At 69.5% G+C, this 25,172-nt stretch carries 21 protein-coding genes and 1 riboswitch; of the genes, 3 read left to right on the top strand and 18 right to left on the bottom strand.

Annotated features, from left to right (window positions below):
* Positions 1 to 6 precede the first annotated feature (6 nt).
* Positions 7 to 381, top strand: a complete 375-nt coding sequence (locus JHN63_RS02635) for a hypothetical protein (RefSeq protein ID WP_200677007.1) — start codon at positions 7 to 9, stop codon at positions 379 to 381.
* On the opposite strand, the gene JHN63_RS02630 is transcribed toward JHN63_RS02635, so the two are convergent.
* The 18 genes from JHN63_RS02630 to JHN63_RS02555 all read right to left on the bottom strand — a co-directional run bounded on the left by JHN63_RS02630 (position 360) and on the right by JHN63_RS02555 (position 22,182).
* Positions 360 to 1,496, bottom strand: coding sequence for an LLM class flavin-dependent oxidoreductase (locus JHN63_RS02630; protein WP_200677006.1), 1,137 nt, complete (start codon positions 1,494 to 1,496; stop codon positions 360 to 362). The genes JHN63_RS02635 and JHN63_RS02630 overlap by 22 nt on opposite strands.
* Positions 1,489 to 2,580, bottom strand: coding sequence for an LLM class flavin-dependent oxidoreductase (locus tag JHN63_RS02625; protein WP_200677005.1), 1,092 nt, complete (start codon positions 2,578 to 2,580; stop codon positions 1,489 to 1,491). Before JHN63_RS02625 ends, JHN63_RS02630 begins: the two co-directional genes overlap by 8 nt.
* Positions 2,577 to 3,950: an NtaA/DmoA family FMN-dependent monooxygenase gene (locus JHN63_RS02620; protein ID WP_200677004.1), complete on the bottom strand. Its 1,374-nt coding sequence runs from the start codon at positions 3,948 to 3,950 to the stop codon at positions 2,577 to 2,579. Before JHN63_RS02620 ends, JHN63_RS02625 begins: the two co-directional genes overlap by 4 nt.
* Positions 3,951 to 3,968: 18 nt before the next feature.
* Positions 3,969 to 5,189 (bottom strand): LLM class flavin-dependent oxidoreductase, encoded by a 1,221-nt coding sequence (locus tag JHN63_RS02615; protein WP_200677003.1) that lies wholly within the window; start codon positions 5,187 to 5,189, stop codon positions 3,969 to 3,971.
* A 75-nt stretch (positions 5,190 to 5,264) separates the two neighbouring features.
* The gene (locus tag JHN63_RS54560; protein ID WP_374222884.1) at positions 5,265 to 5,354 is read right to left on the bottom strand and encodes a putative leader peptide; all 90 of its coding nucleotides are present in this window, start codon (positions 5,352 to 5,354) and stop codon (positions 5,265 to 5,267) included.
* A 47-nt stretch (positions 5,355 to 5,401) separates the two neighbouring features.
* On the bottom strand, positions 5,402 to 6,139 hold the full coding sequence (locus JHN63_RS02610) for a GNAT family N-acetyltransferase (RefSeq protein WP_200677002.1): 738 nt from the start codon (positions 6,137 to 6,139) through the stop codon (positions 5,402 to 5,404).
* 79 nt (positions 6,140 to 6,218) lie between these two features.
* The gene (locus JHN63_RS02605; RefSeq protein ID WP_200677001.1) at positions 6,219 to 7,247 is read right to left on the bottom strand and encodes an ABC transporter substrate-binding protein; all 1,029 of its coding nucleotides are present in this window, start codon (positions 7,245 to 7,247) and stop codon (positions 6,219 to 6,221) included.
* A gap of 49 nt (positions 7,248 to 7,296) precedes the next feature.
* On the bottom strand, positions 7,297 to 8,094 hold the full coding sequence (locus JHN63_RS02600) for an amino acid ABC transporter ATP-binding protein (RefSeq protein ID WP_200677000.1): 798 nt from the start codon (positions 8,092 to 8,094) through the stop codon (positions 7,297 to 7,299).
* On the bottom strand, positions 8,091 to 9,071 hold the full coding sequence (locus JHN63_RS02595) for an amino acid ABC transporter permease (RefSeq protein ID WP_200676999.1): 981 nt from the start codon (positions 9,069 to 9,071) through the stop codon (positions 8,091 to 8,093). The genes JHN63_RS02600 and JHN63_RS02595 overlap by 4 nt, the downstream gene beginning before the upstream one ends.
* A gap of 359 nt (positions 9,072 to 9,430) precedes the next feature.
* Positions 9,431 to 9,539, bottom strand: a riboswitch (SAM riboswitch).
* A 77-nt stretch (positions 9,540 to 9,616) separates the two neighbouring features.
* Positions 9,617 to 10,501, bottom strand: coding sequence for a glutathione S-transferase C-terminal domain-containing protein (locus tag JHN63_RS02590; RefSeq protein ID WP_200676998.1), 885 nt, complete (start codon positions 10,499 to 10,501; stop codon positions 9,617 to 9,619).
* 66 nt (positions 10,502 to 10,567) lie between these two features.
* Positions 10,568 to 10,681 (bottom strand): putative leader peptide, encoded by a 114-nt coding sequence (locus JHN63_RS54555; RefSeq protein WP_374222882.1) that lies wholly within the window; start codon positions 10,679 to 10,681, stop codon positions 10,568 to 10,570.
* Between the two features lie 117 nt (positions 10,682 to 10,798).
* Entirely contained in the window at positions 10,799 to 12,049 is a 1,251-nt protein-coding gene (locus JHN63_RS02585; RefSeq protein WP_200676997.1) for an alginate lyase family protein, read from the bottom strand.
* Positions 12,050 to 12,076: 27 nt separating this feature from the next.
* A complete protein-coding gene (locus JHN63_RS02580) occupies positions 12,077 to 15,403 on the bottom strand; it encodes an alginate lyase family protein (RefSeq protein WP_200676996.1) in 3,327 nt (1,108 codons plus the stop codon).
* Positions 15,400 to 16,929, bottom strand: a complete 1,530-nt coding sequence (locus tag JHN63_RS02575) for a glycosyl hydrolase family 28 protein (protein ID WP_200676995.1) — start codon at positions 16,927 to 16,929, stop codon at positions 15,400 to 15,402. Before JHN63_RS02575 ends, JHN63_RS02580 begins: the two co-directional genes overlap by 4 nt.
* A 34-nt stretch (positions 16,930 to 16,963) precedes the next feature.
* The gene (locus JHN63_RS02570; RefSeq protein WP_200676994.1) at positions 16,964 to 17,821 is read right to left on the bottom strand and encodes a carbohydrate ABC transporter permease; all 858 of its coding nucleotides are present in this window, start codon (positions 17,819 to 17,821) and stop codon (positions 16,964 to 16,966) included.
* Positions 17,818 to 18,816 (bottom strand): carbohydrate ABC transporter permease, encoded by a 999-nt coding sequence (locus JHN63_RS02565; RefSeq protein ID WP_200676993.1) that lies wholly within the window; start codon positions 18,814 to 18,816, stop codon positions 17,818 to 17,820. Before JHN63_RS02565 ends, JHN63_RS02570 begins: the two co-directional genes overlap by 4 nt.
* Positions 18,813 to 20,162, bottom strand: a complete 1,350-nt coding sequence (locus JHN63_RS02560) for an extracellular solute-binding protein (protein ID WP_200676992.1) — start codon at positions 20,160 to 20,162, stop codon at positions 18,813 to 18,815. The genes JHN63_RS02565 and JHN63_RS02560 overlap by 4 nt, the downstream gene beginning before the upstream one ends.
* A 202-nt stretch (positions 20,163 to 20,364) precedes the next feature.
* Entirely contained in the window at positions 20,365 to 22,182 is a 1,818-nt protein-coding gene (locus JHN63_RS02555; RefSeq protein WP_200676991.1) for an ABC transporter ATP-binding protein, read from the bottom strand.
* Positions 22,183 to 22,324: 142 nt separating this feature from the next.
* Between JHN63_RS02555 and JHN63_RS02550 the strand changes: the two genes are divergently transcribed.
* Complete coding sequence (locus JHN63_RS02550) at positions 22,325 to 23,353, top strand: glycoside hydrolase family 43 protein (protein WP_200676990.1); 1,029 nt, start codon at positions 22,325 to 22,327, stop codon at positions 23,351 to 23,353.
* Between the two features lie 167 nt (positions 23,354 to 23,520).
* Positions 23,521 to 25,152: a glycosyltransferase family A protein gene (locus JHN63_RS02545; RefSeq protein WP_200676989.1), complete on the top strand. Its 1,632-nt coding sequence runs from the start codon at positions 23,521 to 23,523 to the stop codon at positions 25,150 to 25,152.
* Positions 25,153 to 25,172: the final 20 nt, after the last annotated feature.

Here is a 25,172-nt window from a genome sequence, read left to right as displayed (position 1 = left end):
CGGGTCATGATCACGGGTTACGTTCTCGGTGAGAGCCTGCGCCCTGGTGCCGTGTTCGCGCCGCACGGGCTGCGCATCCGCAAGGTCGAGCGGGTCGACAACTCGGCGAGTGCGACGGCCGGGCAGCCCGACGCCTGGACGTTCGTCGAGTGGGAGACCGACGACGACAGTGTCTCAGGGCAGATCGCGGACGCGCTCGCCGCCGCTCTGGAGCCGGCCAACGGCTGGTACGCCGACTTCACGGTCGGCGATGAGCACGTGGTCGTCTTCGCCCGGAAGGTGTTCCGCTATCGGCGCGGCGACGAAGCGGGCCGCGCCGAAGCGGTTGCGTACGGGCGTTCCGTGGGGACCCCGGAGCATCAGCTCGACTGGGCGGAGTGACCCCGGCGGCGCCATTCCTGGGCGAGGAGTTCGTACGAGCGGACTCGGTCCGTATGGGCGTGGGTGATGGTGGTGATGAGCAACTCGTCGGCGTCCGTTGCCTCTTGGAGTTGTTCCAGTTGGTCGGCGACTCGGGCGGGTGAGCCGACGAACTGGGTGTCGATGCGGTCTTGGACCAACGCGCGGTCCTCGTCCGTCCACACGTGGGCGCGTGCCTCGGCGGGGGTCGGGAACTGGATGGCGCCTCGCGCCGTACGGATGGAGCGCACCCACAGGCCGTAGCCGGTGGCGAGTTCGCGGGCCGTCGAGTCGTCCTCGGCGACTACGACGTCCACAGACACGCTGACGTACGGCTTGTCGAGGACGTCGGAGGGCTGGAAGGCGGCACGGTAACCGTCCGCCGCCTCAAGGACGGTGGCGGGGCTGACGTGGTAATTCGCCGCGAAGCGGAGGCCGTTGCGGCCCGCAACCTCGGCGCTGGTGCCACCGCTGCTGCCCAGGATCCACAGCTCGACGTCGGCGCCCTCGCCGGGTACGACGTGCGCCTCGACGCCGTCCGGGGAGCGGTAGGTGCCGGCCAGCAGCGCGAGGACGTCGTCGATCTGCTCGCCGTACTCCTGGGACTCGGCGTTGGGCAGCAGGAGCAGCTTGCGTTGGAGGGCGATCCTGGGTGAGCCGAGGAGGAACTCGAAGGAGAAACGGGGCGGGATGCGCAGCCCGTTGGGGGCCCGGCCGTCGACGACCGGGGTCGCCGACGGGAGCGGAGGCGAGGGTCGGCCCCCGGATCGGCCCAGACCCAGGTCGAAGCGGCCGGGGTGCAGCGCGTCGAGCAGGCCGAACTCCTCCACCGTGGACAGCGCGGTGCGGTGGCCGAGTTGGACGGCGCCGGAGCCGAGCCGGATGGTGGAGGTCGCGGCGGCCGTCAGCGCGAGGACGACCGCGGGGGACGTGCCCGCCACGCCCGGGTTGAGGTGGTGCTCGGCGAACCAGTAGCGGGCGTAGCCGAACTCCTCGGCCCGCTGGGCGAGTTGGATGGAGTTGCGCAGCGCCTGGGGCGCGCTGGAGCCGGAGGAGATCGGGACCAGGTCGAGGACACCGAGAGGGATGTCAGGCATGCGCGGGCTCCTCACTGGTGGACGCCTCCGGCAATACCGGGCCCCAGGCGAACGGCGGGTCCGGGATGTCCTTGCGCAGCACTGGAGTCACCGCCGACTGGAACAGCTCCAGCGAGTCCCGGTGCTGACGGTCCGTCAAGCCACTGGCGTCCGCGTGGAGATGGAGGACCGTGTGGCCGAACTGCTCGTGATAGCGGTGCACTTTGTCGATGACCTGCTGCGGGCTGCCGATCAGCGCGGAGCTGCGCTCGACGTAGTCCTCCAGGGTCTCGAAGACGATGGGCAGGCCCACCTGCTTCTGGAAGGCGAGGTTGCTCTCGAAGACCGGACGGTAGGCGGTCACCGCCTCCTGGGTCGTGGGAGCTACGTAGAGGCCCGCCGTGCCGGCGCCGACCGCGATGTCCGCCGGGTCGTGGCCGTAGTGCTCCCAGCGCTCCCGGTAGTAGCGGATCAACTCGGCATAGGGCTCTATGGGGTTGGTGACGTTCGCGGAGAACAGCGGGTCGCCGTAGCGGGCGGCCAGGTCGACGCTCTCCTTGCTCGTCGCACTGCCGTGCCAGACCCGGATGGGTTGTTGGTACGGCTTCGGCCACACCTCCGCGTCCTTCAGTTCCGGACGGAAGCGCGTCTTCGCCGTCACCTTGTCCTGGCGCCAGAGCTGCCGGAACACCTCGTAGCTCTCGGCGTTGCGCTCCCACTGGTCCTCGGGCGTGACGTGGAACAGCTCGCGCTGGGCCGTGCCGTTGCCCTTCCCGATGATCAGGTCGAGGCGTCCGCCGGAGAGGTGGTCGAGCGTGGCGTAGTCCTCGTAGGCGCGCACCGGGTCGAGGAGGCTCAGCGTGGTGACCGCCGTGAAGAGGCGGATGCGGCGGGTGAGCGCGGCGACGTGGCTGAGGACGACGGTCGGCGAGGAGGAGATGAAGGGGCGCTCGTGCCGCTCCCCCACGCCGAAGCCGTCGAAGCCCAACTCCTCGGCCAGCACCGCGTTGTCGAGGACCTCACGGAAGCGCTCGTGGGTCGACTTCTGTACACCCGTGATCGGGTCGGGGCGGTGGACGATGAGGGTGATCGCGAGGAACTTCACGAGGCCGCCCGTTCCTCGCGCACCTCGTCGGGGTGAGCCAGGCCGAGGTGGTCGCGCAGGGTCGGGCCCTCGTACTCGGTGCGGAAGACGCCCTGTTCCTGAAGCAGCGGGACGACCTTGTCGGCGAACGGATCGAGTCCGGTCGGCGTGATGTGCGGGACGAGGATGAAGCCGTCGCTGGCGTCGGCCTGCACGAAGTCGTTGATGGTCTTCGCGACCGTCGACGGGGAGCCGATGAAGGCCTGCCGGTTGCCGGTCTCGATGACCAGGTCGCGGATGGACCAGTTGTTGGCGGCGGCCCGCTCGCGCCACTCGCGGGCGGTGGCCAACGGGTCGCGGTACATGCGTACTTGGGCGCGGCCCTTGGAGATGTGGTTCTCGCTGACGTCCGGGTCGATGTCGGGCAGCGGGCCCTCCGGGTCGTAGCCGGACAGGTCCCGGTTCCAGACGAACTCGAGGTGCTTGATGGCCGTGGCACCGCTGACCTGCTGGCGGCGCACCTCCTTCGCGAGGTCCTCCGCCTCGGCGTCGGTGTCGCCGAGCACGAAGGTCGCGGCCGGGAGGATCAGCAACTGGTCCGACCTGCGGCCGTACTTGGCGAGGCGGGACTTGACGTCGGTGTAGAAGGCCTGGCCCTCGGTGAGGGTGCTGTACCGGCTGAAGATGGCGTCGGCGCTCGACGCGGCGAACTCACGGCCCTCGTCGGAGTCTCCCGCCTGGAAGATCACCGGGCGGCCCTGCGGGGAGCGCGGGACGTTGAACTGGCCCTGGATGTCGAAGTGTTGGCCCTGGTGGACGAAGGCCCCGGCCTTGGCGTCGGTCAGGAAGGCGCCACTCGCCTGGTCGGCCACGATCTCGTCGCCGTGCCAGGAGTCGAAGAGTTCGTTGGTGGTGGCGAGGAACTCCTTGGCCCGGGAGTAGCGCTCGTCCTGCGGCAGGAAGCCGCCGCGGCGGAAGTTCTCGCCGGTGAACGCGTCCCAGGAGGTGACGACGTTCCAGGCCGCGCGGCCGTCGGAGAGATGGTCGAGACTGGCGAACTGGCGGGCCACCTCGTAGGGCTCGTTGAAGGTGGAGTTGATGGTGCCGGTCAGGCCGAGGTGCTCGGTGACGGCGGCGAGCGCGGCAAGGATCGTGAAGGTGTCGGGGCGGCCGACCACGTCCAAGTCGTAGATCTTTCCGCCCTGTTCGCGCAGCCGCAGGCCTTCGGCGAGGAAGAGGAAGTCGAACTTGGCGCGTTCGGCGGTCTTCGCGAAGTGCGCGAAGGAGCTGAACTCGATGTGGCTGCCGGCCGCGGGGTCGCTCCAGACCGTGGTGTTGTTGACACCGGGGAAGTGGGCGGCCAGGTGGATCTGCTTCAGGGGCTTGCTCATGTCGTACGGTCCTCCGGCTCAGGCGGTGGCTGCGGCAGCGGCGTAGCGGTTGGCGGGGCGGGCGAGCCCCAGCAGTCCGCGCAGGGTGTCGGCCTCGTAGGCGCGGCGGAAGGCGTTCCGGCGCTGGAGTTCGGGGACCAGGCCCTGGGTGATCGCCGGGAGGTCGTGTCCGGCGACGGCGGGCCGCAGCCGGAAGCCGGTCAGCCCGGTCGACTGCAACTCCTGGAGCAGATCGGCGAGTTGGGCGGGCGTACCGGCGAAGATCCGGGCGTCGCTGGTGTACGGCTCCCCCGCGAGGGCGTCGAGGCGCTCGCGGCGGGCAACCGCTGTTGCCTCGTCGTCGTCGAGGAAGACCACCAGGTCGCCGAAGATGTGCAGCGGCTCGTCGGCGCGGCCCGCCGCGTCCTGCTCGGCGCGGATCTCGGCGACGATCGCGCGTGCGTCGTCGGTGTCGTGCGGGGTGACGTAGCCGATGTCGGTGGCGCGGGCCACCAGCCGGTACGGGACCGTCTGGTGGGCCAGGGAGCTGACGATCGGCTGGCCCTGCGGCGGCCGGGGCGTGATGGAGGGGCCCTTGACGCTGAAGTGCCGGCCCTCGAAGTCGATGTAGTGCAGCTTGTCGCGGTCGACGAAGCGGCCGGTGGCGATGTCCCGGATCTCGGCGTCGTCCTCCCAGCTGTCCCAGAGGCGGCGCACGACCTCGATGTAGTCGGCGGCCTCGTCGAAGTGCTCGGTGAGCCGCTGCTGTCCGGCCTCGGTCCGCAGGCTCTCCAGGCTGATCGGCTCGAAGGTGCGGCGGCCGAAGTGGTCGGCCTCGTGCGGCCGGGCGGAGAGCTGCACCCGTACACCGGCTCGGCCGGTGCTGACGTAGTCGAGGGTGGCGATCGCCTTGGATATGTGGAACGGCTCCGTGTGCGTGGACACCACCGTCGGGATCAGGCCTATGTGGCTGGTGAGCGGTGCGATGCGGGCCGCGACGAGTACGGCGTCGAGGCGGCCGCGGACCTGGTCGGTACGGCCGTCCAGTTCGCCGTAGTACGAGGACTGGAGGCCGAGGCCGTCCTCGAAGGTCACGAAGTCGAGCAGACCGCGCTCGGCCTCGGCGACCTGGTCGGCCCAGTACCCGGCGGTGAACAGGTCCCGGGGCCGGGCCCCCGGCTCACGCCAGGAGGCCGGGTGCCAGCCGGTGCCGTCGAGGGCGACGGCGAGATGCAGCGGAGAAGGGGAGGTCGATGACACGAGTGGTGCCTTCCTGGAGGTCCGTACGAGATCGCCGGCCCGAGGAAGCGGGCGCACGGCGGCTGGGGCAACGGGTCAGGGGCGACAGAGCGCGCCGGCGACACGCAGCAGATCTATGTGCTGCCGTGTGGTGAGTCGCACATGGAGAACGTGGGCGCCACACATGTGCTCCACCTCCACGGAATCCGGCTTCTTTAGGGGCAACGGCACGGCTACACCGTTTCTTCCGGATCGGCGGCGGCAGTCGGACCGATGTACCGGACGAGTGAGAAGACCGTACGGGCGCGCAGTGTGAAGCCGATCGACTCGTACAGGCGGATCGCGTTGGTGTTGTTGGCCGCCGCGTGCAGGAAGGGGCGCTCGCCGCGTTCCTTGATGCCGGCGGCCACGGCGCGGACCAGGCGGGTGGCGAGGCCCCGGCCGCGGTGGTCGGGGTCGGTGCACACCGCGCTGATCTCGGTCCAGCCGGGCGGGTGGAGGCGCTCACCGGCGAGCGCGATGAGCCGGCCGTCGTGGCGGATGCCGAGGTAGGTGCCCAGTTCGACGGTGCGGGGCAGGTAGGGACCGGGTTCGGTGCGGGCGACCAGGTCGAGGATCTCGGGGACGTCGTCGGGGCCGAGGAGGACGGCCTCGGGGTCGGGTTCAGCGCGCAGCCCGGTGTCCACGAGCTGGACACCCTGTCCGGAACGGACGATCTCCCAGCCGTCCGGGGTATCGCTCACCCCGCGCACCGCGGCCGAGCCGCCGGGACCGACGAGGGCGGCAAGGTCCGCCCAGGCGCGTGGGTCGTCGTTGTCGGTGATGGCGTTGAAGCCGGCGACGTCGACGGGGTAGCGGGCGGCGCGGCCGACGCGCTCGGCGAAGTGGGCGTGCGGGCCGGTGAGCGCGGCCCAGGCGGGGTTGTCCAGGACATGGGACGTGGTGGTTTCGATACTGGCGGTGGAAGACATCGGGTGACGGCTCCAGTACTGGTCGCGCGGGTGGGGACCCCGTCGTGACGCGGCGGGGTCCCCTGGCCGAGAGGGTGGGTCAGGAGTCGCTGAGGGGCAGTCCGGGCGGGTTGACCTCGGACTTGGCGACGGCCTCGTTGGAGAGGTTCCAGGCGGCCAGCCACTTGGCGTACTGGCCGTTCTTGATCAGGTAGTTGATGGCGTCCGCGAGCGGCTTGGCCAGGCCGCTGTCCTTCTTCGCGGTGGCCGCGATCAGGCCCTGGAGGGAGGATCCGGCGCCGGAGTAGGTGCCCGCGTTGCGGACCGCCTTGGCCGTGCCCTTGGTCGAGGAGACCTGGTAGGCGACCGAGGGGTTCGGGGCGAGGTAGGCGTCGATCTTTCCGGAGGCCAGCGCGAGGTAGGTGCTGTTGTTGTCCTGGAAGTACTTGACCGTGAGCGCCTTCTTGCCCTCGGCGGCCAGCTTCTTCTTCCACTCCAGGAGGATCCGCTCCTGGTTGGTGCCGGCGCCCACGGCGACGGTCTTGCCGGCGAGGTTCTCGTAATTGCCGTCGAAGTTCCAGGAGTTGTCGGCCTTCACCGCGAAGCCGAGGTTGTCCTCGCGGTAGGAGGCGAACTCGTACTTCGCCTTGCGCTCCTCGGTGTCGGTGACGTTGGAGAAGGCGACATTGACCTTGCCGCTGTCGAGGCCGATGAAGAGGTTCTCCCACGTGGAGTTCTTCAGCTCGGGCTTGAGGCCGAGGACGGCGGCGACCAGGCGGGCGATGTCGGTCTCCGAACCGGTGAGGGTCTTCTGGTCCGAGCCGACGTAGCCGAGCGGCGGGGAGCCGGCGGGCAGGAAGCCGACGCCGATCTCCAGCTTGCCGCTCTTCGCTATCGCCTTGGGCAACTCGGCGCTGATCGACTTCACTTCGGCGACCTTGAGCGTCGCTTCCTTGGCGGCGCCGAGGGAGAGCGCGCCCACGGTGACCGTGCCGGAGGCGGCGTTGCCGGACGTGGTGGCCGCGTCACTGTCGCCGCCGCAGGCCGCGAGACCACCGGCGAGGGAGGCGAGGACGGTTCCCGCGGTGAGTCCGCGAGTGATTCTGCTGCGAAGGCTGGGCGTAGACATGGCTGTTCCTAGGCTCGGTGTTCAGGGTTGTCGAAACTGCGGGTCGGGCTCAGAGGACCTTGCTGAGGAAGTCCCTGGTCCGTTCGTGCTGTGGCTTGTCGAGGACCTCGTGCGGCGGGCCCTGCTCGACGATCTTTCCGCCGTCGATGAAGACCACCCGGTCGGCGACCTCGCGGGCGAAGCCGATCTCGTGGGTGACGATGACGAGGGTGGTGCCGCTGGTCGCCAAGTCCTTGATGACGGCGAGGACTTCGCCGACGAGTTCGGGGTCGAGGGCGGAGGTCGGCTCGTCGAAGAGGATCACGCCGGGGCGCAGGGCGAGGGCGCGCGCGATGGCGACGCGCTGCTGCTGGCCGCCGGAGAGCTGCCTGGGGTAGGCGCCGGTCTTCTCGGCGAGACCGACGCGGCCGAGCAACTCCCTTGCCAGTTCCTGGGCTTCGGGCTTGCCGAGCCTGCCGGTGGCGACGGGGGCGGCGGCCACGTTGTCGAGGACGGTCAGGTGCGGGAAGAGGTTGAAGTTCTGGAAGACGAACCCGATCCGGGCGCGCTGGGTGAGGATGGCGCGCTCGCTCAACTCCTTGAGCCTTCCGCCCTGTTGCTTCACTCCGATCAGTTCGCCGTTGACGCTGACGTAGCCGATCTCGGGCTTCTCCAGGTGGTTGATGACCCGCAGCAGCGTGGACTTGCCGGAGCCGGACGGGCCGAGGATCACGGTGACCTCGCCGGGCCGCACGGTGAGGTCGACGCCGTCCAGGACCCGGTGGGCGCCGTACCACTTGTGCACGTCGTGCACTTCCACGGCGGCGGGGGTGATGTCCGCGAGCGGTTCGGCGGTCTTCGCGGTCATATCGCGGTCTCCCTGCGGATGCGGGCCCGCAGATCGGTGACACCGGCGCGGAGTTTCTGGATCGGGGTGGGCGGCAGGTTGCGGGTGGCGCCCCGGGCGTAGTGCCGTTCGACGTAGAACTGGATGACGGACACGACGCTGGTCAGGATCAGGTACCAGACGGTGACGACCAGGAGCAGCGGCACGATGTCGCCGGGGTAGGTCGAGCCCATCGTCTGCGCGGAGCCGAACAGGTCGAGCAGCGAGACGTAGAAGACCAGTGAGGTGCTCTTGATCAGGCCGATCAGCTGGTTGACGTAGTTCGGGGTGATGGAGCGCAGTGCCTGCGGGAAGACGATCCTGCGGAACTGGTAGCTCTTCGGCAGGCCGAGGGCGGAGGCCGCCTCGTGCTGGCCCTGGTCGACGGAGAGGATGCCGCCGCGGACCACTTCGGCCGCGTACGCCGCCTCGTTGAGGCTGAGGCCGACCACAGCCACGGCCATGTCGGTGGCGAGCTTCGACTCGTCGAAGGAGAAGAAGGCGGGGCCGAAGGGGACGCCGATGCTGAGCGTCTGGTACAGGGCGCTGAAGTTGTAGAGGAAGATCAGCACCACGATGAGCGGGATGGAGCGCAGGGCCCATACGTAGGTCCAGCTCGCCGCGCGCAGTACCGGGCTCTTCGAGAGTCGGGCCAGGGCGAGCAGGATGCCGCCGAGGAGGCCCAACACCGCGCTGAGCGCCGCCACTTCGAGGGTTATGACGAGTCCGTCGAGGATCGTCGGGCGCAGGAACCAGTAGCCGAAGCGGTCCCACTGGTAGAAGGAGTTGGTGACCAGTCCGTGGACGAACTGGGCGACCACCACCAGCACGACCAGCGTGACGATCCACCGGCCGGGCCGGCGCAGCGGCTGAACCCGCTGTGCGGTGAGGGGTTTTGACGGGGCGTCGGCTGCGGGGGCGTCGGCCAGGGACACGGTGGTGCCTGGGGGTTCACTCATGGAGGGCTCCGGCGGAAGTCGGACACCCCGGGTCGCGACACCTGGGCGTGGCTGGCGCGACGCACACGGCGGGAAACGCACGGGACCGGGGGCTGGGCGGACAACGGCACACCGCACGGGCGGTGTTCGTCAGGAACGCGGGACGCGAGGACTACGAGGAGGAGTCGTCAGCCTCGACAGCGGGCGAAGCCCGAAGCGGTACACGTGCTACACAGTGCGCTGTTGACGCGGAGCAGGTCGACGGCGCGGTCGGCGACCAGCGGGTTCGTGCACAGCTGTACGCAGCCCGGGGAGCGGCGTGTCGCCGTCCGGAGAGCTGCGTACATGTCCGTCACCCGTCACTGTTCCGGCCCCGCAGGGCCTCGCGCTTACCGAAACGTCATCCGGTCCGGTCGTCACCTGGGGCACCCCACCGCGTGCGAGGGTTGCCGGTCAGCAAGCCAGGGCTTGTCGCTGACACTCATGACCGTTCTGGTTCGCAAGTTAAGACAATTGTCCGAACGGATGTCAATGCCTGTCCAGCACTCGGACGGCCGAGACCCCGCTCAACTGCGGCAAGCTCCCGTTTCGTCCGCCGCGTGCGCTGCCCAGTCCAGGATCTGGACAGCGGCGCCGGCGGCCTCCAGGCCCCGGCAACGGGCGTGGTGGCGGCGGGCGATGCCGTCGAGGTCGAGGTGGGCGCCGAAGGCCGGGTGGGCGGCCAGCCGGCGCGCGTAGGCCCACAGGTGGGGGTGGTCGGCGATGCGCTGCACTGCGGCGGCGTCCAGGTGATAGCGGTGCACGGTGTCGAGTTGGACCAGGGACACCCACAACTCGACGTCGGCGGCGGTGAGTTCGTCCCGGATCATGTGCTCGCGGCCGTCCAGCCAGCGGTCCAGCGAGCCCAGCGTCTCCAGCAGTCGACCGAGCGCCTCCTCGTGCTCCTCCTGCTCGCCACCGGCCGCGCCGGCGCGCTGCGCGGCGTCCTCGATGCCCTGCGCGCAGAGCCGCTCGACGGCCTCGATCTCCGACTCGGCGCCGCACGGGTACAGCTGGGGCCCGCACTCGCCGAAGTGCCGGGCGAGGTCGCGCATGATGTCGGGGGCGTGGGTGCTGACGATCCGGCCGGACCAGTCGTCGCTGAGCACCGGCGCGGCGGCCGGTCCGGAGTAGCGGTGCGCGCTCGCCTCGTAGAGCGGACGCAGCGCGGAGTGTCCACCACTCGGACAGTCGGGTACGGCGGACAGGAACACGGCCGGACAGCTCTCGTCGAGGCCGAGCAGGCTGTGGGTGACGGCGATGCGCAGGCCGTCGGCGCAGGCGGTGGACAGATGGAGGCGGTAGCGGCGCGGCACGGCGTAGTGCCCGCTGCGCGCGTCGCTCCCGATCCGGCCCCGGAACTGAGGCGCGGATCGGGGTGAGGGGACGGCGGCGAGAGGCGTTACGGACATGGGACTCCCCGGGTACGGGCGCGTGGACGTACGCGCGGCGGAAGCGTCGTCGAGCGGTGGAGGGGCTCAGCGCAGTGGGTTCATGGCGCTGCAGACCCGCAGCAGATCGATGTGACGGCGGGAGGTCAGAAGGGGCGAACGGTCCACGCGAGTGGTGGTGACCGGCTCAAGGCGCCCCATGTTTCCCTACCTGTTCACTAGGATTCCCTACTGGAGTGTCGATCCGGCGCCGCTGGAGGTCAAGAGGGCGTCCACGGACCGGGCACCACAGGCCCGGTCCGTGGACGCCTCGCGCCACTACTTCGCGTACATCAGCGTGCCGAAACCGAGCTGGTCGTAGCCGCCGCTGTCGGAGCCGTAGTCACCTCCCCCGCCCTCGGGCGCGACGAGGTCGTAGTACATGGCCGAGATGTACTTGTCGTCGAGGCCGATCCGCCGGTTGTAGTGGAAATGGAGCATCGCCCACACCGGCCGGATCTGGCCGCGCGAGGCGGCGGAGATCACCGTCTGGGAGGACGAGGCGCAGCTCTGCCCGGTGCCCCAGGTGTAGGTGGTGAAGGGCACGTCGCCGCCGCTGTTGTACTTCGCGACGTACTGGGCGGCCTTCATGAAGCGGCGGCTGTCGTAGGAGTACACGTCGTCGCCCTGGTTCCACGCCATCTCGCAGATCGCGCCCATCTGGCCCATGCCGAGGACGGTGTGCCCCTGGTCGCGGCCGGATTCCTGCCACTGGCCGAGCGCGTAGCCGTCCGAGTCGGTGTACAGGTACGGCACGGCGTGCGCGATCGAGCCGTTGCCCGCACCGGACTTGAAGTACGTGACGGCCTGGTCGTACTTGGCGCTGTCCTCGTTGAGGATGCCGATGGCCAGGATCGAGGCCATGGTGCAGAGGTCCCAGTTGGCCCAGTAGTTGGTGATGCAGGCGTCGTTGTGGTTGGTGAGGAAGCTGTTGTTGAGCGGGTAGAAGACGTTCGCCAGCATCTGCTGGGCAGCAGACAGGTTGAACCCGCTGTAGTCCCGCATGAGTTCGCAGGCGTTGGCGAACTGCCAGCCGTAGAGGCCGGCCGCGAGGAACCGGTCGGCGTTGCCGGTGACCGTAGTCAGCGTGGTCGACCAGGCGTTGAGGATGTTCGCGGCGCACACGGCGTTCGCCTCGGTGCCGCCGACCTTCCAGCGCAGGGCGTTCTGGTAGGCGGCGGCGATGTCGTTGTAGAGCAGGCTGTAGTTCTGGCCGTCGCCGCCCCGGACGATCGTGGCCGTCGCCCGGTTCGTCCAGGTGGACTGCGCATGGGAGTTGGCAATCAGCCTGTTCCAGCCGGACAGCCAGGGGTCGGTTCCCGCCGCGACCCTGACCTTGGCCCGGTTGATGTCTCCGGCGTTGTGCAGCATGCCGGGGTGGGTGAAGGTGGCCGGGGCCGCGTGCGCGGTCGTGGCCACGGTGGCGCCGCCGAGGGCGACGGCCGCGGTGAGCCCGCCGGCGGTCCTCAACAGACCGCGGCGGCTCAACTCTGTGCTGCGGAGGTGCTCGTGGGGGGAAGTGCGGCTCATTGCTGTGCATCTCCAATCCGTGGAGGATCAGGTGGGCGTGATGCTCACCTCGTCGAACTCCGTGGTGCAGCGGACCGGTTGACTGCGCGAGCAGACCACCAGGCCGACGTGATAAGGGGCGTCACCGAAGCCGGGGATCTCTCCGTCGGCGAGGGGGGTCCAGGTGACACCGTCATCGGTGGACAGGGCTGCGCTGAACGCGGTCCCGACGCGCTTCAGCCGCAGCAGGGCGGGGAGGGTGACGGTGGCGCCACCGGTGAAGGCGGAGGCACCGGCCACGGTCCTGCGGAGCAGGAGCTGGCCGGTGGTCCCGCCGGTGACGATCAAGCCCGCCGCCTGGTCGAACGGCGACAGCGACTTCGCCATGAGCAGCCCGACCCGGTCGGTGGTGACACCGGTCCGGGAGACGAGCCGGGCGACGACCTCGCAGTCACCGCTGACCGGCCGCCGTACGAACTGCCCTGTCATTCCCTGGCCGTTGGCGTTCAGGTCGACGCCCGCGCCGCGCACGGTGAAGGTCCCGCCGTCGTACGACGTGCTGCCCGGCGTGGTGATCGCCACCACGCCCAGCGTCCCGAAGGCACGGTCGTCGAGCACGGTGTCACCGAGATCGCCGTACGTCCACGGCGCGGGCGGGGCGGTGCCCACCGTGAGGGCGAGGGTGCCGGTCGCGGTGCCGGAGGCGTTGGAGGCGGTCGTCGCGACCGTGAACTCCCCTGTCTCCGTGGGGATTCCGGAGACCAGCCCGGTGCGCCGGTCGATACGCAGACCGGTGGGGAGCCCGTCCGCGGTGAACCGCACGGGCTCGTGCGAGGCACGCAGCAGATACCGGAGGTCGGCACCCTGGTTGGTGAACACGGCGGTGGCGGAGGTGAGTTGGGGAGCGGAAGGGGTCGGCATCTCGGCCCGCGCCGGTGCCGAACGCGGCCCGTGTCCACCGGCGTTGGTCTTCGCGACCGTGTAGTGGTACGTCGTTCCGGGCGTCCCTGTTGCGTCGGTGTACCGGACGCGGGTGCCGAAGCCGACCGGGCCGACGCGGGTGGCGAGGGTCCGGTACGGCCCGGTCGCGCGGGTGGCGCGCAGGACCGTGTACTCGGCGGACAGGTCCGGGTCGCTCCAGGCCAACTCGACGGCGTCGGCCCCGGATTCGGCCCGCAGGTCGGTGGCGGTGCGGGCCGGGCGGGGCACCTGCCAGACCGTGCCTTTCACGGACGTCACGCTGACGTTGTCGAAGGCGCCGGTGCCGGTCTCGGCGTAGTCCTCGTCGACTCCGAGGCAGGAGGTGAGGGCGAGTCCCGCGTACGCGGTGCGCCCCAACTCGACGTCGGACACGCCGACTTCGGTCCAGTGGTCGCCGTCCGGCGAGATGGCGCCGGTGCAGCGCGCGCCCTTCCGGGTCACCCGCACCCAGTAGGGCTTCCGCAGCCGGTAGCCGTCGCCCGCGCCCTCGACGTACGGGGCCTCCAGCGGGGTCGCCGACTCGGGCAGGGTGCCGAGGCTGGAGATCGGGAAGGCGGCCGACGTCGTGATCGCCTGTTGCTGCGAGGGCGGTACGGGCGTGCTGCCGGTCGCGGAGACCTCGGCGCCGGCAGCGGGCCGGGTGGAGAACACCCCGCTCCAGGTGTGCAGCGGCAGCCCCTGGATGAGCATCGAGGCGTGTGCCGCGTCCGCGTCGAGGGAGGCCCGGACGGTGACGCCGATCTTGGAGTACTGCGAGCTGACCGGCCACACGATCCGCGCGGTCACCGTGCCGTCGCCGCGCAGCGGGAGGTGGACGAGCCGGTAGGTGTCGGCGGTGCCGCTCGCCTCCAGGACGAAGCGCTCGCCGTCGAAGGTGGTGGAACCGGGGATCTTCATGTCCCCCACGTCCTGGGTCGACCAGGGTCCGGGGAGACCTGCGGCGGCTGCCGCCCATGCCGAACTACCGCTCTCCCCAAGGGTGTTGGAGGCGGTGACCGTGTAGTAGTACGCCCGTCCGGCGTGTACGTCCCGGTCGCTGTACGTCGGTTGGCCGACCCCGGCCGCGATCTTCTCGTAGCGGCCGTCCACGTCGGTCGCCCGCAGGACCGTGTAGGAGTCGGCCCAGGTAGAGGGCAACCAACTCACCTGCACGGAACGGTCGTTGCCCACGGCCGTGACACCGGCCGGTGGTGTCGGCACAGTCGGCTTCAATGCGATGGCCCCGGCGTAGGCGAAGGTGCCCCAGCTCGGCAGGTCGTCGTTGCTGCCCTCGACGATCCGGGTGCCGCCGGTGCCGCGGAAGACGGCATTTTTCGTGTACGGGGTGTCCAGGCCGCGCACACCGGAGTAATGCGCGTACGCCATCTCGTAGATGGGTGGCAGGGTGCCGCGCGAGGTGGCCGAGACGGTCAGTTTGATGTACTTGCCGGTGCGGTCGAGGTCGGGGACGAAGGGGACGTCGCCGCCGAGGTTGTAGCGGGCGGCGTACTCGACGTTGGCGAGGATGCGGTTGTCGTCGAAGCCCCAGAGGTCGATGCCCTGGTTCCAGGCGACCTGCGCCGCGTCCGCGAGGAGGCCGACGGCGAGTTGTTCGTGGCCCTGGTCCCGGCCGCTCTCCTGGCCCTGGCCGGCGGCGGTGACGATGCGGTGGAGGACGCTGCCGTTGCCGGCGCCGGCCGCGGCGAAGCGGAGCGCGTCGTGGAAGAGGGTGGGTTCCTCGCAGAACACGCCTATGGCCAGGAGGGATTGAAGGGACGTCAGGTCCCAGTTGCCGTTGGCGTAGAGGGTGTAGCCGGAGAGCGCCGGGTACCAGACGCGGAGGAAGGAGTCCTCGCAGCGGGCGATGTCGGCGGCGCTCCAGCCGTCGTAGCCGGTGTGGCGCAGGAGTTCGGCCGCGTTGACGAACTTGAAGGCCTGGAGGCCCGCGCCGAGCGGGCCGTCGGCTCCGGTGACGGCGGTGAGCGAGGCGGACCAGGCATTGAGGATGTCGCGGGCCTTGTCGGCGTGTGCGGTGTCGCCGGTGACGGACCAGATGAGGGCGTTCTGGTAGGCGGCGGCCGAGTCGGCGACGGCCTGGTTCTGGTAGTTGGCGGGGCCTCGGCCCCAGGTGGTGATCTGGCCGGTGTTCTGCACGGCGTACGACGCGGAGGAGCGGGCGTGGGCCGCGAGCGCCAAGTAGCCGTCGTAGACCGGGGATTGCTTGGTGGTGACCGCCGCTTTCATGCGGGCGAGGTCGTCGGTGGTGTGCAGCAGGCCGGGGTGGGTGAAGGTCACCTCGGTGGCGTCCTGGGCGGCGGCCCGGCCGGGCACGAGCAGTCCGCTCGCGCCGGAGGCCAGCAGCAGGGCCGCGGTGCCGCCGAGGAAGCCCCGGCGGCTCGGTGCGGGGGCACTCATGACGCGGCGGCCGCCTCGGCCTCGGCGGTGGTGAGGAACTTCAGGTTGGTGACGTGCTCGTTGTAGAACCACTGGATGGCGTCGGTGGTGTAGTACCAACTCGGCTTCTTCATCGAGTCGGCGACGACCAGCCCGTTGATCACCAGGTTCTCGAACGTGACGTTGGTGATGGCGTGTTCGGCGTCGTAGCCGAGGAAGAGCGACGGGTTGGCGTGGGTGCCCGTGTAGCTGAGGTTCTTGACGTAGACGCCGTCGATGCCGCGGCCGACCGAGGTGTTGTACTTCGGGTTGAACATCACCTTCATGTAGATGACCTGGCCCCAGCGGAAGTCCTCGATCCGCACGTCCTCGATGCGGACGTTCTTGATCAGGTTGGAGTCGCCGGGGTTGAGGGCGATGCAGCCCTGGTAGTTCATCTGGGGTTCGCGGTGGTCGAGGATGTCGATGTTCTTGATGACGAGGTTCTCGATCGTCTCGGGCGCGTCGGTGTTGCCGTGCGTGCCGACGTTGATCGGGTGCGCCACGTCCGCCCACAGGGTGCAGTTCTTGACGGTGATGTCGCGGGTGTCGCCGTAGTAGTTCCAGCGGTGGCAGTAAATGGCGATGCAGTCGTCCGAGTTGCGCATGAAGCAGCCGTCGAAGGTGATCCCGGTCGAGGAGAAGACGTCGAATCCGTCGCCGTTGCCCTTCGAACTGAACGCGCGCGCCTTCTTGATGTGGACGTTGTCGCTCTCCGCGAACGTGCCCGCGTAGCCGGACGGGTTGAGGATGATGACGTTCTCGACGCGGATGTTCTTGCTGCCCTCGCAGAGGATCGCGCCGCCGGGGTTGTTGTAGAGCACTCCGTGGCCGGTGAGGCGGGACCTCTCCACGTCCTTGAAGTAGACCTGTGCGGTCAGGACGGCGCCGCCCGCGAGGTGGACGGTCTTGCCGCTGGGGACCAGGAGGACGTTGCCGGTGACGGTGTGGACGCCGGGGCCGAAGTAGATGACGTCCGGGTCGTCGGGGGACGGGGCGTGGTGCTCGACGCGGTTGGTGATCAGATGCAGGGCGTCGAAGATCTCGTCGTTGATCTGGACGACGACGTCCTTGGGCTCGTCGAGGGTGAACCGCAGGGTGTCGCCGAGGAGTTCGGGCTTGATGCCCAGCACGTCCGGTCTCACCCGGGCCTTGGTGGTGCCGCCCTTGAGGTACGTCACCTCGATCTCCACCGAGCCGTTGAAGTCGAAGTACGCCATCGACGAGCTGTAGACCTTGCCCGACCCGGTGGTGGCGTTGATCTCCTCGAACTGCGGCCGGTAGATGTCGAGGGTCTGCCACGCGCCGTCGGGGGCGGTGCGCACCCGTACCTGGAAGCTGGTGTTCGTCGGCATGGTCGCGGGGCGCGGGTAAGTGACCAGCTCGGGGCGGGAGTTGTGGCCGCCACCGGCGTGCGCCGCCGTGGCGGTCAGCCCGGTCAGACCGGCGGCGAGCGCGGTGGCACCGGCGGCCTGGAGGGCCGTACGACGGGACAGGGGCGTGTTCATGGTGCGACTCCTTGCAACAGGGCGAAAAGAGGGGCTACTTGAGGCCGCTCGTCGACATCCCGGCGACGAACCCGCGCTGGGCGACGAGGAAGATCAGGAGGATCGGTACGACGTACATCACGGAGGCCGCGGCCTGGAGGTCGGCGACGGGGGTGCCGGCCGAGGTGACGTAGGTGGACATGACGGCGACCGCGAGGGTGGTGCGGTCGGTGGACAGCAGGAGTTGCGGGGCTATGTAGTCACCCCAGGTCCAGGTGAACGCGATCACGAAACTGGCGCTGAGGACCGGCCAGGACTGCGGCAGGAAGATCCGCCAGAAGATGGTGGCGTAGCCGCACCCGTCGACGATCGCGGCCTCCTCCAGCTCGCGGGGCAGTCCGGCGAAGAACTGCCGGAAGAGGAAGACGAGATACGGCGTCGCGGCCAGCCCCCACAGCACCCACGGCCAGTAGGTGTCGACCATGCCGAGCTTGGCGAAGATCAGGTAGGTCGGCAGCAGGGTGATCATCTGGGGCAGCATCATCGAGCCGAGCAGGATGCCGAAGAGGGTCTTCTTGCCGGGCGCGGAGAGGCGGGCGAATCCGAAGCCGACCCAGGCCGCGCTGAGGGTGACGAGAGTCGCGTAAATGGTCGCGATGATCAGGGAGTTGCGGGCGTAGCCGAGGAAGTCGATGAGCCGGTAGGCGTCGGCGAAGTTGTGCCACTGGACGGGGTGGGGCAGCCAGTGCACAGGCGAGGCGGCGAGTTCGGCCGGGGTCTTCAGACCGGCCAGGACGAGCCAGCCGAAGGGGCCGAGGAACAGGCCCGTGATCGCGACCAGGGCGGTGTAGAGGACGAGGCGGTTGACCCGCACGCGGACCGGTGACTTCGTGAACGGGCTGGTGGCGCTCACTTCTTGGCCTCCGGGTCGACGTTGTAGAAGACCACGCCGGACGTGAACCTGAAGATGAGTCCGGTCACGACGAGGATCAGGACGAAGAGCACCCACAGCAGTGCGGAGGCGTAGCCGTAGCGACCGAGCGCGAAGTACTCCGCGAACACGTGCATCATGTAGAGGTAGGTGGACTGCGGGATCGCGGTGACACCGCCCGTGGTGCCGTCGGGTGCCAGCAGCAGGGGCATGATGGTCTGCACCGAGGCGATCACGCCGGTCACGGTCTGGAAGAGCAGCACCGGCGACAGCAGCGGCACGGTGATGCTGCGGAAGGTCCGCCAGGCGCTCGCCCCGTCGATCCGGGCAGCCTCATGGAGTTCACGAGGCACGTCCTGGAGTCCGGCCAGCGAGATGATCATGACGTTTCCGGCGGTCCACAGCACGCTCATCAGCAGCACGTAGCGGGCGTACGGATCCGCCAGCCAGCCAAGGGCGTTGACGCCGAAGATGTTCAACACCCCGTTGGCGGCACCGGAGTTCTGGTCGAAGAGCTGCTTGAAGGCGATGCCCGCGCCGACCGGCGGCACCACAGCGGGCAGATAGAGCAGGGTGCGGAACAGACCACGCGCCTTCAACGGCCGGTTGACCAGGACCGCGAGTCCGAGTCCGGCCGCGATCGACAGCGGGACCGAGGTCACCGCGAACAGTCCGGTGCGGCCCAGGGCGTGCCAGGTCACCGCGTCGGAGAACAGTTCGCGGTAGTTGCCGAGGCCGACGTAGTGCCAGTGCGGGGAGATGCCGTCGTATGTGGTGAAGCTCAGCCACAGCGCGTACGCCATGGGGACGACCGTCAGCAGCAGGAACCCGGCGATCCAGGGCGAGGTGAACAGGTAGAACGCCCGGTGTCTGCGCCCGGTCGCGGTGGTCCGGGGCTGCCGGGTCGCCCGGGCCCGCTCGGCGCGCGCGGCCGGTCCCGGCCGGTCCGTGGCCGAGGTGATCTGATCGACCGTCATGCCACCTGCTCCTTACCGCGTTCGAGCTGCTCGTTCATGGACGAGTTCAGCCGGCCCGCGAGGGTGTCGACGGAGATCCCGCCCGACATCGCCGCGGGGGCGGCCTGGTTGAAGAGGGCGGCGAGAGCGTCCACCGTTGCGTAGGGCGTGAACGCTGTCACCGAGAAGTGCCTCAGTTCGGCCTTCTGCACTCTCAACGCCTTTTTCTGGTACGGCTCCTGAGTGGGCATCAGTGATCTCAGAGACTTCAGGCTCGGGATGCCCCAGCCGCTCGACGCGCGCGCCTTGGCCGGCTCCTCGCCGAAGAACCACTCGAAGACCCGCCAGGCGGCGTCCTTGTTGCGGGCCTTCTTCGGCATCCACAGGCCGGTGCCGCCCTGGCAGGGGCTGAGCCGTGGGCCACCCGCGAAGACCGGGGCCGGGGCGAGCCGCGACACCCGGGCCAGCTTCCTGTCGGTGTCGATCATGCCGCCGAGCCAGTAGCCGTCACCCGCCATGGCCATCCGGCCGGCCTGGTAGGTGGGCCCGTCCCACCCGTTGGGGTCGGGCTGGATCAGACTCGGGCCGACCCTGGCCCGGCAGTAGTCGATGTACCAGGCCAGCGCCCTGCGGGCCTCGGGGGTGGTGAAGTCGACCCGGGAGAAGTCGTCGCTGAAGAGGCTGCCGCCCGCGGCGGCCGTCAGGCCGACGAGCAGACCCGGGGCGCTGAGCCCGTTGTAGCTGCCGCCGAAGACGGTCGTCTGCCCGTTGCTGCGCCGCGTGAGCCGTTCGGCGTCCGCCAACCACTGTTCATAGGTGACCGGTTCGGTCTCCGGCGGGTGCGCGACGCCCGCCTTGTCGAAGTGCTCGGTGTTGTACCAGTACATGGAGTCCTGGGAGAAGTCCTTCGCCATGCCGTAGCGCGGGCCCTTGCCCTGGGTGCGGCCGTCGTAGCGCCACAGGTCGTTGACCGGATCCAGGTCGCCGGCCCTGAGAACGCCGCTCGCGGCGAAGTACGGATCGAGGTTCTCCGCCACGTCCCGGGCGGCGAAGTACGGGGCGTCCACGGCGCCGACACCGCGCACGAGGTCCGGTGGGGCGCCGGTGGTCATCATCGCGATGAGCTTGGTGAGGTCGTAGCGCACCAGGTGGATCTTGATGCCGATGTCCTTGTAGGCCTGCGTGACCTGGTCGGTGGTGATGTCCCCGTCCTTGACCATCACCGTCACGGTCTCCCCCGCTCCGCTCACCCCGGTCGAGACCTGGAGGGCGCAGCCGTTCAGAGCCGCCGCGCCGAGACCCGCACCGGTTGCCGAGAGGGCGAGAAATCGTCGGCGGCTCAGGGGAGCACCAGCACGTGGGTGCATGACCGCACCACCTCCAATAGAAACCGGTTGTCACGCGTTGGGGCAGAGCTTCTTCCGGCTTGGAAACGGCGTCAAGACCTTGGGCGAACTTTCGAAAAGACTGGGTAACCTCGATGAGACGGCGCTGGAACGCGGTGTGCTAGAAACCGGTTGTCCAGCGGGCCGGGCCGAAGTCCCGGGAACCGGGACCGTGTTCGGGCCGTCAGTGCAGGTCGGCGGCCTGCTCCGGGCTCTCGTCGAGGAAGCCGCCCGACTGGTGCAGCCACAGCTTCGCGTAGGCGCCCTCGGCCGCCAACAGCTCCTGGTGCGTGCCCTGTTCGACGATCCGGCCGCGGTCGAGGACGACGAGGCGGTCCATGCCGGCGACGGTGCTCAGCCGGTGTGCGACGACGAGTGCGGTGCGGCCCTCCATGAGCCGCCACAGCGCCTCCTGGACGAGGATCTCGCTCTCGGAGTCGAGGGCGCTGGTGGCCTCGTCGAGCAGCAGGATCGGGGCGTCGCGCAGGATCGCCCGGGCGAGGGCGACGCGTTGGCGCTGGCCGCCGGAGAGCTTCACCCCCCGCTCCCCCACCATCGTCTCGAAGCCGTCCGGCAGCGCGTCGGCGAACTCGGTGACGTGCGCGGCCTCGGCCGCCCGGCGGACCTCGGCCTCGGTGGCGTCGGGGCGGGCGAAGGTGAGGTTCTCGCGCAGGGTGCGGTGGAACATCGCCGGGTCCTGCGGCACGTAGGCGATCAGGCTGCGCAGGTCGGTCTGGCGCAGTCTGCTGATGTCCTGGCCGCCGATCATGATGCGGCCGGCGTCGATGTCGGTCATCCGCAGCAGCAGTCGGCTGAGGGTGGTCTTGCCGCCGCCGGACCGGCCGACGAGGCCGACCTTCGTGCCGCCGGGGACGGTCAGCTCGAGTCCGTCGAAGAGGGTGTCCGCGCCCGCGTGGGCGAAGGTCACGTTCTCGAAGCGGACGTCGGTGGCCCGGGTCCGCAGGGGCTCGGGCGAGACCGGGTCGACGACGGTGGGCGGTGCCATCAACAGCTCGGTGAACTGGGCGGCTTCGGTCATCGAGCTTTCCAGGCGCCGGTAGATCTGGTTGAACTCGAACATGATCCGGGTCGCGTTCGTGTAGTACGTGAAGGCCACAACCACCGCCTCCACGCCGTGAGTTCCGCCGCCGAGGGCCACCGCGAGCAGCAGTCCGAGCGCGTTGGTGAGCACGGAGAGCGGTGCGACCAGGGTGTCGATGCGGAGGTTGCCGTAGTCCCAGGAGCGCAGCGTGAGCCGCCTCGACTGGGCTACGCGGGACCGGTGTTCGGCGGCCTCGCGTTCCTCGGCGGCGAACGCGCGGACCGTGTCCATGTTCATCAGGCTGTCGGCGACATGGCCGGAGACCCGGGCGATGGCCTCCTCGCGCAGGTCGACGAGTGCCTGGCGGCGCCGGATGAGGGGCGCGACGACCAGGGCGGTGAGCGCGATCATCGCCAACAGGCCCACGACGAGCAGCGGTTCGTAGCGCCACAGCACGACGGAACCGAACAGCAGCGGCACCAGGCTGCCCACCACCTGGAACGTCATCGTGTCGACGAACTCCTCGAAGCGGGAGGCGAAGCTCAACACCCGCTTGGTGAGGGACCCGGCGAAGTTGTCGTGGAAGAACGCGGCGTCCTTGGCGAAGAGTTCGTCCATGCCGATCACGTAGAGGTGCTCGATGCCGAGCGCGTCCAGCCGGTTCAGACAGTGCAGTCCCAGGCGCCACAACACCTCGGCGAGCAGCAGGACTCCGGCGAACCCGAGGACGTACGGCAGTGTCGTACGGACGCTGATGTCCGCGTCGCCCGCGATCCGGCCGACCAGCTTGGCGACGATCAGCGGTGCGATGTAGTTGATTCCGATGTTGCCCAGCGCGGGCAGCAGTGTGGCGGGCGCGGTCCACCGGCGCAGCCGGAGCGACTCCCGTCCGTAGTAGCGAAGAGCGAGTAACACCGAGCCCTTGCGCGGCCCGACGTCCCGCGATTCAGGCGATCCCATCCCCACCCCGTGATATCGATGACGGCCCGGTATGTGCACAGGCCAGAAGTGGCAGTGTCCCGCGCCGACGCCCGTGCGGTCCAAGCGTTTTTCGCCCGACAGCGGTGATGCGCACGGGGTTCATGGGACCTACGGTGACTCCATGGCGACCGATCCCGTGGGCGAGCCGATGCTGCTTCCCGACATGCCGTTGCACGATCCGTTCGTCGTGGCCGACGACACGACCCGCACCTATCACCTCTACACGTCCAACGACCCGTCCGTGTCGGGTGTGGAGGGCGTCGGCACGATGGTCTACCGCAGCCGTGACCTGCGGGAGTGGACGCGTCCGGTCGTGGTGTTCCGGGCGGCGGAGCAGCCCAATCCGTGGGCGAGCGACGGGGGTTGGGCGCCGGAGGTGCACGCGTGGGGCGGCCGGTACTACCTGTTCACCACGCTGCACGACGAGGACAGCCCGCTTCCGGTGCCTCCAACCGGCCGGTGGGGCACGCCGTTCCGGCTCGCGAACCATCGGCGCGGCACGATCACGGCCGTGTCCGAATCACTGCTGGGCCCCTTCACGTCGGTCGACCCCGCACGCCCCACCCCGCCCGGGCACCTCATGACCCTGGACGGCACGCTGTACGTCGACCCGTCCGGGCAGCCGTGGATGGTGTACGCGCACGAGTGGCTGCAGACCGTCGACGGCACGATGGAGGCGATCCGGCTGGCCCCGGACCTCACCGGCACGATCGGCGACCCCGTCTTCCTGTTCAAGGCCTCGGACGCGCCCTGGATCGGCGAGGAGATCCCGGCCGGCGTGCCGCACCAACTCCCGCCCTACGTCACGGACGGACCGCAGGTGTACCGCACCCCCGACGGGTCGCTGCTCATGCTGTGGTCGACGTACGAGAAGAACGTGCCCGGCGCGGACGGCACCCTCACCGGTGGGTACGTCCAGACCTACGCCGTCTCCAAGTCCGGTGCGATAGAAGGGCCTTGGCAACAGCGGCGGCCGCTGGTGCGGGAGGACAGCGGGCACGGGATGCTGTTCCGCACGTTCGAGGGGCAGTTGACGATGATCCTGCACCGTCCGTTCGAGAACGCGCGCGGCAAGGTGTACGAGATGGAACTCGACGGCCACGAACTGCGGGTGCTGCGGCAGCGGACCGATCTGGACGGCGGCGGCTGACGGCGGCGGGCGGAGGGCGATCCGCCGGACGCTCGCACGTCCCGTACGGCGGGCACGTTCCGTAAGGCGCACACCAAGAGCCGTACAACTAATCCCCAACAACAAGTGTCTCGTAGGGAAACCGCACTTGTCCCGGGGGGGATGTTTTGATCAAGGTAAGCGTTGTCGTGCCCGTGTACAACGCCGGTTCCTACATTGACCGTTGTGCGCCGTCGCTCGTCAACCAGAGCCTGGGGGCGGACGCGTACGAGGTGGTGTATGTCGACGACGGGTCGACGGACGACTCCGCCGAGCGGCTCGGGCGGCTGGCCGAGGAACACGCGCATGTCCGGGTCTTCCGGCAGGAGAACTCCGGCTGGCCGGGCAAGCCGCGGAACGTGGGGGTGGACCGGGCCAAGGGGAAGTACGTCCAATTCGTCGACCAGGACGACGAGTTGTCGTACGAGGCGCTGGAGCGGCTGTACGCCCTGGCGGAGCGGAACGGGTCGGACATCGTGCTGGGCAAGGTGCACGGGACGATGCAGGGGCCCAGCAACGTGTTCAAGCGGACGGTCGAGCGGTGCACCGCCGCCGACGCGCCGCTCTTCGAGAGTCTGACGCCGCACAAGATGTTCCGCCGGGAGTTCCTGCGGGAGCACGGGATCCGTTTCCCGGAGGGGCGGGTCCGGCTGGAGGACCAGTTGTTCATGGCGCGCACCTACGTACGGGCCAGGACGGTGTCGATACTCGGCAACTACCCCTGTTACCAATGGAATCGGCGGGAGGACGGCGGCAACAACAGCAGTCGCCGGATCACCGCCGACGACTACTACGGCCACCTGGGCAATGTGGTCGAGGCGATCAAGGAGGGCACCCCGCCCGGCGATCTCCAGGACCGGCTGCTGCGCCGTTCGTACCGGGTGGAGCTGTTGCGGCCGGTGAGCGAGCCGCGGGTGCTGCGGCGTACCGGGAAGGATCTGGAGGAGTACTTCACCACCGTCCGCAGGATGGCGATGACGAGTTATCCGCCGGGGGTGAGCGAGGGACTTCCGGCGATCAGCCGGCTGCGGGCGGAGCTGCTCGTGCGGGGGCGGCTGGACTCCCTGGTCGAACTCGCCCGCCGCACCGAGCAGATCAGGGCGCGGGTCGAGGTGGAGGACATGCGCTGGCGGAACGGCAGGCTGGTGATCCGGAGCCGGGTCGGCATGGTCCGGGCCGACGGCGAGCCGCTGACCGTCGTGGAGCGCGGCGGGCGGATGCTGCTGGACCCCGAACTCCTGGACGGCATCAGGGGAGCCGAGGACTGGGAGGTCCCGGACCCCTTCTCGTACGCGTACGGGGAACTCGTCGTGCACGACACCGCCGACAACCACTGGTGGTACCCCGACGGGGAGTTGACCCCGGCGCTGGAACCGCTCGGCGGCGGTCGGCACCGGGTCGTGGTCGCCGGTGAGACGGTCATCGACCCGCTGACCCTCTCCGGTGACGCGCCCATGGGACCCGGCGCCTATCAAGTCTGGGCCAGCGCGCAGCTGTTGGGCGTCGGCCGCCGTCCCCGGCTGGCCGCCACCCCGGGCAGCGCCCGCATCCTCCTCGGCACCGTCGCCGTGGGCGCGCCCGCGCGCCTCGTCTCGCCCACCTGGGCCGGCCCCGGCGGCCAACTCCGGCTCGCCGTCGGCACTCCCGGCCGGATCGGCACCACCCGCCGACTCCTGCTGCGCACCACCGCCGACCACCGCCTGCGCCACGGCGTCCGCGAGGTCATGCGCCGCCTGCCGCCCGGCGCGCGCCGCGGCATCCGGGCGGCAGGCGGCGCATGACCTCGCGGACGCCGTGGCGC

The sequence above is a fragment of the Streptomyces sp. MBT65 genome, assembly GCF_016612545.1.
Taxonomy (GTDB): domain Bacteria; phylum Actinomycetota; class Actinomycetes; order Streptomycetales; family Streptomycetaceae; genus Streptomyces.
The sequence above is the reverse complement of the archived record's forward strand: the minus strand, read 5'-3'. Positions and strand labels throughout refer to the sequence as shown.

Coding starts and splice junctions, on each gene's coding strand:
- JHN63_RS02630 (WP_200677006.1), bottom strand. CDS start 1,496: ATGCCTGACATCCCTCTCGGTGTCCTCGACCTGGTCCCGATCTCCTCC.
- JHN63_RS02605 (WP_200677001.1), bottom strand. CDS start 7,247: ATGTCTACGCCCAGCCTTCGCAGCAGAATCACTCGCGGACTCACCGCG.
- JHN63_RS54560 (WP_374222884.1), bottom strand. CDS start 5,354: ATGTGTGGCGCCCACGTTCTCCATGTGCGACTCACCACACGGCAGCAC.
- JHN63_RS02595 (WP_200676999.1), bottom strand. CDS start 9,071: ATGAGTGAACCCCCAGGCACCACCGTGTCCCTGGCCGACGCCCCCGCA.
- JHN63_RS54555 (WP_374222882.1), bottom strand. CDS start 10,681: ATGGGGCGCCTTGAGCCGGTCACCACCACTCGCGTGGACCGTTCGCCC.
- JHN63_RS02585 (WP_200676997.1), bottom strand. CDS start 12,049: ATGAGCCGCACTTCCCCCCACGAGCACCTCCGCAGCACAGAGTTGAGC.
- JHN63_RS02580 (WP_200676996.1), bottom strand. CDS start 15,403: ATGAGTGCCCCCGCACCGAGCCGCCGGGGCTTCCTCGGCGGCACCGCG.
- JHN63_RS02620 (WP_200677004.1), bottom strand. CDS start 3,950: ATGAGCAAGCCCCTGAAGCAGATCCACCTGGCCGCCCACTTCCCCGGT.
- JHN63_RS02575 (WP_200676995.1), bottom strand. CDS start 16,929: ATGAACACGCCCCTGTCCCGTCGTACGGCCCTCCAGGCCGCCGGTGCC.
- JHN63_RS02635 (WP_200677007.1), top strand. CDS start 7: ATGATCACGGGTTACGTTCTCGGTGAGAGCCTGCGCCCTGGTGCCGTG.
- JHN63_RS02565 (WP_200676993.1), bottom strand. CDS start 18,816: ATGACGGTCGATCAGATCACCTCGGCCACGGACCGGCCGGGACCGGCC.
- JHN63_RS02560 (WP_200676992.1), bottom strand. CDS start 20,162: ATGCACCCACGTGCTGGTGCTCCCCTGAGCCGCCGACGATTTCTCGCC.
- JHN63_RS02610 (WP_200677002.1), bottom strand. CDS start 6,139: ATGTCTTCCACCGCCAGTATCGAAACCACCACGTCCCATGTCCTGGAC.
- JHN63_RS02555 (WP_200676991.1), bottom strand. CDS start 22,182: ATGGGATCGCCTGAATCGCGGGACGTCGGGCCGCGCAAGGGCTCGGTG.
- JHN63_RS02590 (WP_200676998.1), bottom strand. CDS start 10,501: ATGTCCGTAACGCCTCTCGCCGCCGTCCCCTCACCCCGATCCGCGCCT.
- JHN63_RS02600 (WP_200677000.1), bottom strand. CDS start 8,094: ATGACCGCGAAGACCGCCGAACCGCTCGCGGACATCACCCCCGCCGCC.
- JHN63_RS02550 (WP_200676990.1), top strand. CDS start 22,325: ATGGCGACCGATCCCGTGGGCGAGCCGATGCTGCTTCCCGACATGCCG.